This window comes from Acinetobacter sp. YH12058 (assembly GCF_013419805.1).
Classification (GTDB): Bacteria; Pseudomonadota; Gammaproteobacteria; order Pseudomonadales; family Moraxellaceae; genus Acinetobacter; species Acinetobacter towneri.
Genome location: NZ_VOZL01000005.1, coordinates 52,497 through 66,251, shown reverse-complemented (window position 1 = coordinate 66,251; position 13,755 = coordinate 52,497). Strand labels below are relative to the sequence as shown.

Here is a 13,755-nt window from a genome sequence, read left to right as displayed (position 1 = left end):
CTGGACTGAATTTTCAAGATATAACGGATAACAGAAACACTGTAAATAAAAAATGCATTAAAATGGTGCAATATTTAAATCATTCAGCCTGAATGGTTGTATTTTGGTGCATTATGCAAAGAGTCGGCTATTTCTCTATTTTTATGCAAAGAAAAGTCATACAATACGCGCATTCTAGTGGAGTGCAGATTCTATGAAATCCCCCAAAGTCGGTTTTGTTTCTTTAGGTTGTCCTAAGGCATTGGTAGATTCCGAACGAATTTTAACTCAGTTAAAAACTGAAGGTTATGATGTCGCATCTGATTATGAAGGTGCTGACTTAGTTGTTGTCAATACATGTGGTTTTATTGAATCTGCAGTACAAGAGTCCTTAGACGCGATTGGCGAAGCCATGAATGCCAATGGTCGTGTCATTGTGACAGGTTGCTTGGGTAAAGATGAAGATAAAATTCGTCAAATGCATCCCAACGTATTAAAAGTGACTGGCGCGGCTGCTTATCAGGACGTGATGGAAGCGGTGCATCAATATGTTCCTGAGCCACCAAAACATAATCCATTTATTGATTTGGTACCTGAACAAGGCATTCGTTTGACGCCTAAACATTATGCCTATCTTAAAATTTCAGAAGGCTGTAACCATCGCTGTACTTTCTGCATCATTCCAAGCATGCGTGGCGATTTAGTTTCGCGTCCTGTGGGTTCGGTATTAGAAGAAGCTGCAGCACTGAAACGTGCAGGCGTAAAAGAAGTATTGGTAATTTCTCAAGATACTTCTGCCTACGGCGTAGATACCAAATACAAATTGGACTTTTGGAACGGTCAGCCTGTTAAAACCAAATTCTATGATATGTGTGAAGCCTTAGGGCAATTGGGTATTTGGGTGCGTTTGCACTATGTCTATCCATATCCGCATGTGGATGCTGTAATTGATTTAATGGCACAAGGCAAAATTTTACCTTATTTGGATATTCCATTCCAACATGCCAGCCCGAAAGTATTAAAGTTGATGAAGCGACCTGCGCACAGCGAAAACACGTTGGAGCGTTTAAAACTTTGGCGTGAAAAATGCCCTGAGTTGGTGATTCGTTCAACCTTTGTGGTGGGTTTTCCAGGCGAAACAGAAGAAGATTTCCAAATTTTGCTCGACTGGCTAAAAGAAGCGCAATTAGACCGTGTTGGTTGCTTTACTTATTCACCTGTTGAAGGTGCGGCAGCAAACGACTTGCCAGATCATGTGCCAGAAGAAATCAAGCAAGAACGCTATGAGCGTTTTATGCAGGTTCAGCAAGAAATTTCAGCAGCTAAACTGCAAAAACGTATTGGTCAAACCATGACCGTGTTGGTAGATGATTTGGAAGAAGAATTTCCAGTCGCAGTGGCACGTTCTTATGCAGATGCGCCAGAAATTGATGGCAACGTCTTTGTAGAAGATATTGACAAGAGCGTGATTAAAGCAGGTGATTTACTTGAAGTTGAAATTACCGATGCCGATGAATACGACTTATTTGCCAAGCTGATTCAGGTCAAATCTGCATAATGCTTTGCAGATTTGGATTGCTAGCTGTAAGCCATACAAATTGTAAAAAATTAAAGTTTAGAATTTAGAATTGGAGTAATGACAATGTTAGATTCAAAAAAGCCACGTTATGCACGTATCTTGTTGAAACTATCGGGTGAGGCACTTGCGGGTAATAAAGACATGGGGATTGATGCGCAAGTGCTCGATCAAATGTCTTTGGCAATTGCACACTTGGTCGGTTTAGGTGTGCAAGTGGGTATTGTTGTCGGTGGTGGTAACTTATACCGTGGCAGCCAATTACAAAAAGATGGTTTAGTCGGCCGTGTAACAGGCGACCAAATGGGTATGTTGGCAACGGTGATGAACGGTTTAGCCATGCGTGATGCCTTGGTGCGCCGTAACATCAAAACCCGTTTAATGTCTGCATTGCCTATTGGTACAGTGGTTGAGTCTTACTCAAGCCGTGATGCGATTCGTCACCTGACTCAAGGTGAAGTGTGTGTGTTCGTTGCGGGTACAGGCAATCCATTCTTTACCACAGATACAGCAGCATGTTTACGTGGTATCGAAATCGAAGCTAACTTGATCTTAAAAGCGACCAAAGTAGATGGCGTATATAACAAAGATCCAAGCAAATACGAAGATGCGGTGAAATATGACACACTTACATTTGACCAGGTGTTGGATGAAAAATTAGGTGTTATGGATTTAACTGCAATCTGCTTATGCCGCGATCACAATGTGCCGTTGCAAGTTTTTGATATGAATAAAGCAGGTGCATTGCTTTCTGTAGTGATGGGCGAAAAAGAAGGAACTCACGTTACGAACTAATGTACGTGAGCCACAAAGCTCTTTATACTACGGTTTAATTTAACCCTATATTTTGACTCAAATTTTAGAATACAGTAAGGAAGATCTTATGATTAACGATCTTAAAAAAGACAGCGAAGAACGTATGAGCAAGACTTTAGAGTCTTTAGAACATGGTTTTGCCAAAGTACGTACAGGTCGTGCACATCCATCAATTTTAAATGGTGTGATGGTTTCTTACTACGGTTCCGATGTGCCACTTAACCAAGTAGCCAACATTGGTGTAGAAGATTCACGTACCTTATTGGTTCAGCCATTTGAGCGTTCAATGGTGTCTGCAATTGATAAAGCAATTCGTGAGTCAGATTTGGGTCTAAACCCAATCACAGCCGATGCAATTCGTGTACCGCTTGCAGCATTGACTGAAGAAACTCGTCGTGACATGCAAAAAGTTGCGCGTTCTGAAGCAGAAAATGCCAAAGTTGCTATTCGTAACATCCGCCGTGATGTATTGGGCGACATCAAAGCATTATTGAAAGAAAAAGAAATTTCTGAAGATGATGAGCGCCGTGCAGCAGATGACATCCAAAAAATCACAGACAAATACGTTGCAGAAGTAGACAAGCGTCTTGCTGCAAAAGAAGCTGAGTTGATGAAGGTCTAATCAATGACCACATCGGAAGACAGCGCGTCTTTGCCAAAACATGTTGCCATCATTATGGATGGCAACAATCGTTTTGCAAAAAAAAATCAAATGCAAAAAGGGGAAGGACATCGCTCTGGTAAAGATGTACTTGACCCGATTGTTGAACATTGTAGAAAAAAACACATTCAAGCTTTAACCGTTTTTGCTTTTTCGAGTGAAAACTGGAATCGTCCGCAGTTTGAAGTGGATTTACTCATGCAATTGCTGGAAACCACAATTCATGAGCAATTACCACGCATGGAAAAATTCAATATTGCCTTACGTTTTATTGGTGACCGTTCACGTTTGTCGCCGCATTTGCGTGAGTTAATGTTGCATGCCGAACAAAGGACTGCTAATTTCAACAGCATGACACTCACAATTGCCATTAGTTATGGTGGTATGTGGGATATGGCACAAGCTGCAAAACAAATTGCTGCAGATGTTGTGGCGCATAAAATTGATATTGAACAAATAGATACACAACTTTTTGGTCAATATGTCAGTCTGGCAGACCTACCACCTGTCGATCTGTTGATTCGTACAGGTGGCGATTTTAGATTGTCCAACTTTTTACTTTGGCAAGCTGCGTATGCTGAATTGTATTTTACCCAAACCTTGTGGCCTGAATTTAGCATAGAAGAATTTGACGATGCACTGGCAGTATTTGGTGGTCGCGAACGTCGTTTTGGTAAAACTTCTGAGCAAATTCAACAAGAGAAAATTGAGAATTAATACATGTTAGAGCGGATTATTACCGCATTGGTATTGGTTGCTGTGGTGTTGAGTTGTATGTTTGCAACTCAGTCGCACTATCCAATGTTTATGCTGATGATTGTTGCAGCAGGGGTTGCGGGCTATGAGTGGTTCAAACTCATGCCAAGAAAAACTAAATATGTCCTCAAACCTGTGGCTTGGGGCTTTGGTGTATTGACTGCCGCTTTGGCAGCAATGGCACTTTATTTTAGTGATATTGCCTTGTTACTTTGGGCAGCTTCTATTTTGACATGGTTACTCAGTATTTATTGGGTCAAGTCTTATCCAGAATACGATGCATGGTATAACCCAAGCTTAAGTTTTATTGGTTTTATTCTAATTTCTGCTGCGGTCACTGCAATTTTTTCCGTATGGAATAGTTCGCCGTGGTGGTTAATGTACTTGTTCTTGTTGGTTTGGGGTGCAGACTCAGGTGCTTATTTTGTTGGACGCAAACTAGGCAAGAAAAAACTTGCACCAAATGTCAGTCCAAACAAGTCAGTAGAAGGCTTATATGGCGGTGTGTTTACAGCCATGCTAATTGTGATTGTTGTCGAAGTGGTGTATTTGGACCTAACTTTGGCACAACATATTTTATTTTTGATTCTTTCGGTATTTACGGTATTTAGCTCAGTATTGGGCGATCTGTTTGAATCCATGATCAAGCGCCGTGCAGGTATTAAAGACTCTGGGCGAGTTTTGCCAGGTCATGGTGGTGTGCTAGATCGGATTGATTCTTTACTTGCAGCAGCTCCAATTTTTGCTGCAGGTATGTATGTTTTAAAACTTATTGGCGTAGATTTATAAATGTCACAAGCTGTTTGTATCTTGGGTGTGACAGGTTCAATTGGACAAAGCACCCTAAAAGTACTGCAACAACATCCTGAGCAGTATTCAGTTTTTGCCGTGACGGCACATAGCCGAATTCAAGAACTGGTTCAAATATGCAAACAGTACCATCCTAAAATTGTGGTTGTACCTGCGGCAAAAGTTGATGAATTGCAGCAGTTACTTGCACAGCAACACATTTCAGGGATTGAAATTTTAAGCGATGAGGCGGGTTTAATCGCAGTTGCCGAACATCCTGAAGTGGATGTGGTGATGGCAGCCATTGTCGGTGCGGCAGGTTTATTGCCTACACTGGCTGCGGTTAAAGCGGGTAAGCGCGTGTTATTGGCCAATAAAGAAGCCTTGGTGATGTCGGGTGACATCATGATGCAGGCGGCACGTGAACATGGAGCTTTGTTATTGCCTGTAGATTCTGAACATAACGCGATTTTCCAATGTTTGCCTGAACATTATTTACAGGCTGAGCGGAATGGACAACCTAAGTTAGGTGTATCACAAATTTTACTGACTGCTTCGGGCGGCCCATTTTTAAACCACAGCCTAGAAGAACTGCAACACGTTACTCCTGCACAAGCTTGCAAACATCCAAATTGGTCTATGGGACAAAAAATTTCGGTAGATTCTGCAACCTTAATGAACAAAGGTTTGGAATTAATCGAAGCGTGTCATCTTTTTGCAATTTCAGAACACTTTGTTACAGTGGTGGTGCATCCACAGAGTATTATTCATTCCATGGTTCAATATGTGGATGGTTCAACTTTGGCGCAAATGGGTAATCCTGATATGTGTACGCCAATTGCGCATGCTTTGGCGTGGCCGCAGCGTATCCAAACGCATGTTCCGCCTTTAGATTTGTTTGTCAATCATCAGCTTGATTTTCAAGCACCCGATACCACCCGTTTTCCTGCTTTAAGTCTGGCACGTCAAGCCATGCAAGAAGGTGGTTTAGCACCTGCTATTTTAAACGCAGCAAACGAAATTGCAGTTGCAGCATTCTTGCAGCAAAAAATTCGTTTTACCGAAATCGCGACAGTGGTTGAGCATACCCTGAACCAAATACAAAATTCAGCCGCAGAAAGCATTGAACTGATTTTGCAGGCAGACCAAAATGCCCGTGCTGTTGCACAGCATTTTGTGTTGAATAAAGGAAGCTAAAGCATGAGTGCCTTATTTATTGTGGTTGCAGCGATTCTTTTGCTAGGACCTTTAATTGCAATTCATGAGTTTGGGCACTACTTTGTTGCACGTAAATTAGGTGTCAAAGTTTTGGTGTATTCCATCGGCTTTGGACCGACCATTTTAAAATGGACTTCTAAAAAATCGGGGATTCAATATCAGCTTTCGGCATTGCCTTTGGGTGGCTATGTCAAAATGCTAGATGAACGCGAAGAAAGCGTTGCAGAAGAAGACCTACCTTATGCCTTTAACCGTCAGCATCCGTGGAAACGTATTGCGATTGTGGCAGCAGGTCCGTTAATCAACCTGATTTTTGCCATATTATTGTTCTGGCTATTATTTTTACCCTCTCAAGAACAGTTGAATACCCGTGTGGGTAAGGTACTGGCAGATACACCTGCGGCGGCAGCGCAAATGCAAGTAGGTGATAAGATTACCGTCATTGATGGTACGCCTGTGACGACATGGGAAAAGCTGAACTTTGCCTTGGTAGATCGTGTAGGTGAAACAGGCAAGATTCAGGTACAGGCCGAACGTGCAGGTGAAATCAAAACATTTAGCTTACCCATTCAAAATTTCTTAAATGATCAATCCCAATCACCTTTAGATATCTTGGGTTTTACACCGTATCGCCCACAAATTCCTGCAATTGTCAGTAAGTTAAGTGAAGATGGTGCGGCCATTCGTCAAGGTATGCAAGTCGGCGATCAAATTATTGCGATTGATGGCGTCAAAATGAATGACTGGTACGATGTGGTACAAGTTGTTCAAGCATCGCCAGAAAAATTACTGAAAGTAGATGTGCTGCGTAACAATCAAGTACAGCAACTGGAAGTGATGCCGCAAGGCAAACGTGACAATATGGGCAATGTTTCGGGTGTATTGGGTGTGCAAAGTGATCCTGGAAAAATTGTCATTCCAGAAGATTTTAAGCAAACCATTCAATACAGCCCGAGTGAAGCTTTATTTATGGCGGTAGATAAAACAGGTCAGCTGTCTAGCATGATTCTGAATTCTATTGTCAAAATGGTACGTGGTTTAATTGGTTTAGATAACTTATCAGGCCCAATTACTATTGCCAAAGTCGCAGGGCAAAGTGCGGAAATGGGGTGGCAAACTTTTATTTCCTTTATGGCACTTATGAGCGTAAGCTTAGGAATTCTAAATTTATTGCCAATTCCAATGTTGGATGGCGGGCATTTAGTTTATTATTTTATCGAGCTGATTCGTGGAAAACCTGTTTCTGAACAAATACAATTAGTTGGTTTAAAAATTGGTATGGTACTGCTTGGAAGTATGATGCTCCTTGCATTATTTAATGACATTATGCGTTTATAACAACGTAGATACGAAATAAATTTAACACTGGAAAAGACTGGCATGCAGCACACACATTTATTTATGCCCTTGGCACTGGTTAGTGCAATGGCGGCAACACAACAAGTATATGCAGCAGATGAATTTATTGCGCGAGATATAAAAATAGATGGTCTTGTTCGTTTAACGCCAGCCAATGTCTATGGAATGATTCCAGTGAATAGTGGTGATCGTGTCAATGAAGCAGTGTTGGCCAATGCGATTCGTTCACTCTATGCCACAGGTTTGTTTGATGACATTCAGGCCAGTCGTGAAGCCGACACTTTAGTGTTTAAAGTGGTTGAGCGCCCAATCATTTCTAAGGTTGAATTTAAAGGCAATAAACTGATTCCAAAAGAAGCGTTGGAAGATGGTTTAAAGAAAATGGGTGTGGCTGAAGGTGAAGTACTGAAAAAGTCAGCACTACAAACTTTAGAATCTGAACTTGAACAGCAGTATATGCAGCAAGGTCGTTATGATGCGGATGTACGTGTCATTACCACAGCACGTCCAAATAACCGTGTAGATTTAACTGTAGAGTTTGTTGAAGGCAAAGCTGCCAAAGTGGTAGATATCAACATCATTGGTAATACGGTATTTAAAGAAAGCGACATTAAGCAGGCGTTTGCAGTTAAAGAAAGTAGCTGGAGTTCGATTGTTACCCGTAATGACCGCTATGCACGCGAAAAAATGGCAGCAAGCTTGGAAGCATTACGTGCGTTATATCTTAATAAAGGTTATATCAACTTCAATATCACTAACTCTAGCTTGAATTTGAGCGAAGACAAAAAGCATATTTTTGTTGAAGTTTCGGTGGATGAAGGCGAGCAATTCAAGTTTGGCGAAAGCAAGTTCTTGGGCGATGCTTTATACAAACCAGAAGAACTTACGGCACTGAAAATTTATAAAGATGGTGAAACCTATTCACAAGAAAAAGTGAATGCGGTGAAACAATTGTTGCTGCGTAAATATGGTAATGCAGGCTATTACTATGCCGAAGTGAATATTGTTCCGCAAATTGACAAAGAAACTAAACTGGTCGATTTAAACTACTACATTAATCCAGGTCAGCAAGTTACAGTGCGTCGTATTAACTTCGCAGGTAACAGTAAAACTGCCGATGAAGTGCTACGTCGTGAAATGCGTCAAATGGAAGGCGCATTGGCAAGCAATGAAAAAATTGACTTGTCTAAAGTTCGTTTAGAACGTACAGGTTTCTTTAAAACCGTCGATGTTAAGCCAGTACGTATTCCTAATGTGCCAGACCAAATTGACTTAAATGTTAATGTAGAAGAACAGCACTCAGGTACCAGTACTTTAGCGGTAGGTTTCTCGCAAAGCGGTGGTGTGACGTTCCAAGCTGGTTTAAGCCAAACTAACTTCTTAGGTACGGGTAATTCGGTTTCGATTGATTTATCACGTTCTGAAACACAAGATTACTATAACCTGAGTGTGACTGATCCATACTTCACGATTGATGGTGTGCGTCGTGGTTACAACATGTACTACCGTAAAACCAAGTTAGATGATAACTATAACGTTAACAACTATGTGACTGACAGTTTAGGTGGTGGAATTAACTTCGGTTACCCAATTGATGAAAACCAAAGCATTAGTGCAGGTTTAAACATTGATCAGACCGAAGTAACCACAGGTCCTTATGTTTCAACTTATGTCGCAGACTATTTAGAGCGCCATGGGGGTAAAGAAACCAAAAGTGACGAATATTGTCCAGATGATTTAGTCCCTATTAAAGATGCAAATGGTGATGTAGTAGGGTATGAGCCTTGTGCAAATCCAATTCCTTACGGCAAAGAATTTAAAGGTGATTTCCTTACGTATAACCTAAATTTAGGTTGGTCATACAACACTTTAAATCGTCCGATTTTCCCAACCAATGGTATGTCGCATCGTGTTAATGCTGAAATTGCTTTACCCGGTAGTGATGTGGAATTCCAAAAAGTGACCTATGATGCACAGGCTTATATGCCATTAGGTCATGATTTTGTCTTACGTGGCTACGGTAAGTTAGGTTTTGGTAATGACTTACCGTTCTATAAGAACTTCTATGCAGGTGGTTATGGTTCAGTACGTGGTTATGACAACAGCACCTTAGGCCCGAAATATCCAGGTGTTTATTTCTCTGATACAAGTCAAACGGATCGCTCACCTGAAGAAGTTGGTGGTAATGCTCTAGTACAGTTCGGTACAGAATTGGCTCTACCAGTGCCATTTAAAGGAGATTGGACGCGTCAAGTCCGTCCAGTAATTTTTGCAGAAGGCGCACAAGTTTTTGATACTCAGTGTAATGTTTCTGATTCAAATATTTTTGTGAATGGTGCTTCTGTGAATGCCAAGCAATATTGTAAAGACAATTATGGCTTCGACTTCGGTGAAATGCGTTATAGCGTGGGTGTAGGCTTTACTTGGATTACCATGATTGGCCCATTATCACTCAGCTATGCGTATCCGTTGAATGATAAACAAGGCGATGACACTAAAAATATCCAATTCGAAATTGGTCGTACTTTCTAAGTACGACCCATGTTGGATTGTTTAAACACAGGATGTAGCACATGAAAAAAACAATATTGAGTTTGGCATTGTTGGGTTTATCTACAATGGCTGCAGTAGCACATGCTGCAGGCTATGGTGTGGTAAGTTTAGAGCGTGTTGTAGAAAATAGCAGTTATCTCAAACAGCAAAATCTCGCTTTGCAACAGTCTGTCAAACCACAAACCACTAAGCTTGAGCAACTGACAAAAGAGTTAGAAACCATGCAGCAACGCGCGCAACAGACTACGAATTTATCAGACGCTGAAAAGCAAAAAATGAATACACAGTTTCAAGCCAAATTGAAAGAATTTAATAGTTTGCAACAAGCGGTACAAACTAGTGTCCAGTCAGAATTGCACAAAATTAACGATGGTTTTGAAACTCGTTTAAAGCAAGTTGCTGAACAATTGCGTAAAGAAAATGGTTTAGATGTGGTTTTGAATAAAAACTCAGCACTTGCCTATGACCCGAAGTATGATTTAACTGATAAAATGATCCAAAAGGTCAACGCACTTAAATAATCAATGAGTTCCCAATATTATCGCTTAGAAGAAATTGCTGGTTTAGTTCAAGGTCAATGCATTGGACAAGCCGATTTACGTTTGCAAGGTTTGGCAAGCCTTGAGTCTGCTCAGGCGCATCAACTTGCATTCGTGAATGGCGATAAATATTTAGCGCAAGCACGTAGCTCTCAGGCGGGGGCTTTAATTGTGACCGCTTCACTACAAGCCGAGTTAGACAATCATCACAACTTTATTGTGGTCGATAATCCGTATTTAGCTTTTGCAATTTTAACCCATGTATTTGAGCGTAAGCATACGCAACGTGGTATAGAAAGCACAGCCCAAATCCATCCATCAGCCATCATCGCCGATAGTGCTTATATTGGTCATTACGTCGTAATTGGTGAAAATTGTGTGGTGGGTGACAATACGATTGTGCAATCGCACTGTAAAATTGATGACTTTGTCGAAATTGGTCAACAGTGTTTTATTGATTCACACGTGACTTTGACAGGCGCAGCCAAGCTTGGACATCGTGTGCGCATACACGCCAATACTGTAATTGGCAGTGAAGGCTTTGGCTTTGCACCTTATCAAGGCAAATGGCATCGTATTGCACAGTTGGGTTCGGTGATTATTGGCAATGACGTTCGTATTGGCTCGAATTGCAGCGTAGATCGCGGTGCACTAAATGATACAATTTTGGAAGATGGTGTCATTATTGATAACCTTGTGCAAATCGCACATAACGTCAAATTAGGTGCTCATACGGCCATTGCAGCAAAAACTGCCGTGGCTGGAAGTGTGACAATTGGCAAAAACTGTATCATTGGTGGTGGAAGTGCAATTTCAGGGCACTTAAATATTGCTGATAATGTGACTTTGACAGGAATGTCAATGGTCACAAATAATATTTCTGAATCAGGAAAATATTCGTCAGGTATAGGCTTGTTTGAAAATCAAAAGTGGAAACGTACTGTTGTGCGCCTCAGACAATTAGCAGATGTGCCATTGACCCAATTGGTGAAAAGACTTGATGATATGCAATCTCAAATTGAGTCCCTTGAATCAACTTTTAAATTGCGTAAATAATTATGATGACTGAGTCGAATTCTAGCACCTTCACTAAACCTGAATTGCCAATGCACATTCAAACCATTCGTGAATATTTACCCCATCGCTATCCGTTTTTATTGGTAGACCGCATTGTAGAAGTCACTGATAACGGTATCGTGGGTTATAAAAACGTATCTATCAATGAAGAATTCTTGCAAGGACACTTCCCGAATTATCCGATCATGCCGGGTGTTTTAATCGTTGAAGCGATGGCACAAGTGTCGGGTATTTTAGGTTTTATCATGAATAATGAGAAACCGAGCGCAGGTTCTTTGTTCCTTTTTGCAGGCGCAGAAAAAGTTCGATTTAAAAAACAAGTCGTTGCAGGCGATCAACTTGTATTAAAATCTGAATTAGTTATGCAAAAACGAGGCATTTACAAATATAATTGTATCGCCACCGTTGATGGCGTCGTCGCAGCAACCGCGGAAATTATGGTTTCGCATCAGAAAACAGAGCAAGCATGAGCAATAACCCACTCATTCACCCAACCGCTATTATTGACTCATCTGCAGTAATCGCTTCAGATGTCACGATTGGTCCATACTGTATTATTGGCCCAAATGTAACGATTGGTGAGGGTACAAAACTTCATTCGCATGTGGTGATTGGTGGTTACACCCGTATTGGTCAGCACAATGAAATTTTCCAGTTCGCCAGCGTAGGTGAGGTCTGTCAGGACTTAAAATATGCAGGTGAGGAAACTTGGCTAGAAATTGGTGATCACAACAAAATTCGTGAACACTGCAGTTTGCATCGTGGTACGGTGCAAGACAATAGCCTGACCAAAATTGGTAGTCACAACTTACTTATGGTCAATACGCATATCGCACATGACTGTATGGTGGGTGATCACAATATTTTTGCCAATAACGTGGGTGTGGCAGGTCATGTGCATGTTGGGGATTATGTGGTTGTCGGTGGAAACTCTGGTATTCACCAATTCTGTAAAATTGACTCTTATAGCATGATTGGTGGTGCATCGCTTATTCTTAAAGATGTGCCTGCGTATGTCATGGTTTCTGGTAATCCTGCACATGCATTTGCAATGAATGTGGAAGGAATGCGTCGTAAAGGCTGGTCGAAGGATGTGATTCAAGGTCTTCGTGAAGCCTTTAAACTCATTTACAAATCTGGATTAACCACTGAGCAAGCCATTCAGCAAATTCGCAGTGATATTTTGCCAAATGTGGCAGAAGCGCAGCGTTTAATTGATTCTTTAGAACAATCTGAACGTGGTATTGTGCGTTAAGGTTTGAGTTTACCGAATACGGCAAGCTTCAGAATATTAAAAGACATCCTCGGATGTCTTTTTTTATTGGCTTATTTTAAAAATCTTGCTTCTTCAGACTTTGGATATTGGCTCAGAATTTTACTTTTGTATTGCGCTGCTAAAGTAGGTTTGTGATCTACATCTTGCGCTATGCTATATAAGCGATATAAGGCACTTGATGCTTTTGCAGATTGGGGATACTTTGTTGCTACAATTTCAAAATTCTTTTTGGCTTCGGTGTAATTGGTTGGCTCAATTGCTAAATTAAATTCAGCTAACCAAAAATACGCATTGCTGATATACACACTGTTTGGGTGGTTTTTAATAAAGTTTTGCATAGGTGCAATCGCTTTTTTGGCGCCACCTTGTTTATAGGCATCCAATGCAACAGTATAGGCTGCTTTTTCCAGCTCAATATTGGTATTTAAACCTTGAGCTGTTGGACTCACATGCGTTGTATTTTGCACAGATTGCGTGGCATTGTTGTTTAACTGGTTGTTGCTGGCGCTGGGTGCAGTATCTTTTTGGTTATCCTCCTCAGCGGCAGGAGCAGATTCAGGGTCTATTTTTTGTTGGAGCAGTTCTAGACGTTGATCTAAATCGGTATAGCGATTTTGCAATTCATGTTTGAGCTGCGCAATTTCATTGTCTTGTTCTTCAATTTTGCCACGTAACTGGCGGATGTCATTTTCAAGTTGCTGATTTTTTTGCATCAACTGCCAATTGATATTGGTGGGTACATTAGCAGTTGCCATATTACTCGTTGCAATCGCAGGGCTATTGGCATAGCCAGCACTGCTTTGGCTGAGGTTGTGGCTTTCAATTGGAATATTGGCAAATACAGACGTTGAGCACAGTAGGGCAAGAGCACAAAGTGCATGCTTTTTTAGCATAATTGAATATCCATCTTAATCTTGTATAAGTGAGTCCTTGTAAGCGTATTGGACTCAACCTGCTGATTTAGTCATTTTCCACATTTAAAACGTCCGCGCGTGGAATTGCAATAAGCTTTTACAAACTTATCATCAATCTCAGCGCAATATGGGTAAATCTAGGATTTAAATCTCAAAATAATTTTTATGATGGTTTAGTTAGACTAAGTTTTGAATTTTAAGTGAGGTTATTCTATAAATGTCTTCAATTGTTTTTAAAATAA

13 protein-coding genes are annotated in these 13,755 nt (G+C 40.9%); 12 read left to right on the top strand and 1 reads right to left on the bottom strand.

Annotated features, from left to right (window positions below):
- Positions 1–193 precede the first annotated feature (193 nt).
- The 12 genes from rimO to lpxA all read left to right on the top strand — a co-directional run bounded on the left by rimO (position 194) and on the right by lpxA (position 12,578).
- On the top strand, positions 194–1,537 hold the full coding sequence (rimO, locus tag FTU09_RS05060; RefSeq protein ID WP_096901422.1) for a 30S ribosomal protein S12 methylthiotransferase RimO: 1,344 nt from the start codon (positions 194–196) through the stop codon (positions 1,535–1,537).
- Positions 1,538–1,621: 84 nt separating this feature from the next.
- Positions 1,622–2,350, top strand: a complete 729-nt coding sequence (gene pyrH, locus FTU09_RS05055) for a UMP kinase (RefSeq protein WP_004976712.1) — start codon at positions 1,622–1,624, stop codon at positions 2,348–2,350.
- 88 nt (positions 2,351–2,438) lie between these two features.
- A complete protein-coding gene (gene frr, locus FTU09_RS05050; protein ID WP_004976711.1) occupies positions 2,439–2,993 on the top strand; it encodes a ribosome recycling factor in 555 nt (184 codons plus the stop codon).
- Between the two features lie 3 nt (positions 2,994–2,996).
- Positions 2,997–3,749, top strand: coding sequence for a polyprenyl diphosphate synthase (gene uppS, locus FTU09_RS05045; RefSeq protein WP_004976709.1), 753 nt, complete (start codon positions 2,997–2,999; stop codon positions 3,747–3,749).
- A gap of 3 nt (positions 3,750–3,752) precedes the next feature.
- Positions 3,753–4,577, top strand: coding sequence for a phosphatidate cytidylyltransferase (locus tag FTU09_RS05040; RefSeq protein ID WP_004976707.1), 825 nt, complete (start codon positions 3,753–3,755; stop codon positions 4,575–4,577).
- Positions 4,578–5,774 (top strand): 1-deoxy-D-xylulose-5-phosphate reductoisomerase, encoded by a 1,197-nt coding sequence (gene ispC / locus FTU09_RS05035; protein WP_180079672.1) that lies wholly within the window; start codon positions 4,578–4,580, stop codon positions 5,772–5,774.
- A 3-nt stretch (positions 5,775–5,777) separates the two neighbouring features.
- Positions 5,778–7,133, top strand: a complete 1,356-nt coding sequence (rseP, locus tag FTU09_RS05030) for an RIP metalloprotease RseP (RefSeq protein WP_180079670.1) — start codon at positions 5,778–5,780, stop codon at positions 7,131–7,133.
- Between the two features lie 42 nt (positions 7,134–7,175).
- Positions 7,176–9,686: an outer membrane protein assembly factor BamA gene (bamA, locus tag FTU09_RS05025; RefSeq protein WP_180052074.1), complete on the top strand. Its 2,511-nt coding sequence runs from the start codon at positions 7,176–7,178 to the stop codon at positions 9,684–9,686.
- 41 nt (positions 9,687–9,727) lie between these two features.
- Positions 9,728–10,228 (top strand): OmpH family outer membrane protein, encoded by a 501-nt coding sequence (locus FTU09_RS05020; RefSeq protein WP_004976699.1) that lies wholly within the window; start codon positions 9,728–9,730, stop codon positions 10,226–10,228.
- Between the two features lie 3 nt (positions 10,229–10,231).
- On the top strand, positions 10,232–11,302 hold the full coding sequence (gene lpxD / locus FTU09_RS05015) for a UDP-3-O-(3-hydroxymyristoyl)glucosamine N-acyltransferase (protein WP_180044309.1): 1,071 nt from the start codon (positions 10,232–10,234) through the stop codon (positions 11,300–11,302).
- Between the two features lie 2 nt (positions 11,303–11,304).
- Positions 11,305–11,793 (top strand): 3-hydroxyacyl-ACP dehydratase FabZ, encoded by a 489-nt coding sequence (gene fabZ, locus FTU09_RS05010; protein ID WP_004976697.1) that lies wholly within the window; start codon positions 11,305–11,307, stop codon positions 11,791–11,793.
- Positions 11,790–12,578 (top strand): acyl-ACP--UDP-N-acetylglucosamine O-acyltransferase, encoded by a 789-nt coding sequence (gene lpxA, locus FTU09_RS05005; RefSeq protein WP_019836491.1) that lies wholly within the window; start codon positions 11,790–11,792, stop codon positions 12,576–12,578. Before fabZ ends, lpxA begins: the two co-directional genes overlap by 4 nt.
- A 71-nt stretch (positions 12,579–12,649) precedes the next feature.
- Here lpxA and FTU09_RS05000 read toward each other — a convergent pair whose 3' ends face one another.
- Positions 12,650–13,495, bottom strand: a complete 846-nt coding sequence (locus FTU09_RS05000; RefSeq protein ID WP_180044316.1) for a YbgF trimerization domain-containing protein — start codon at positions 13,493–13,495, stop codon at positions 12,650–12,652.
- Between the last annotated feature and the right edge of the window lie 260 nt (positions 13,496–13,755).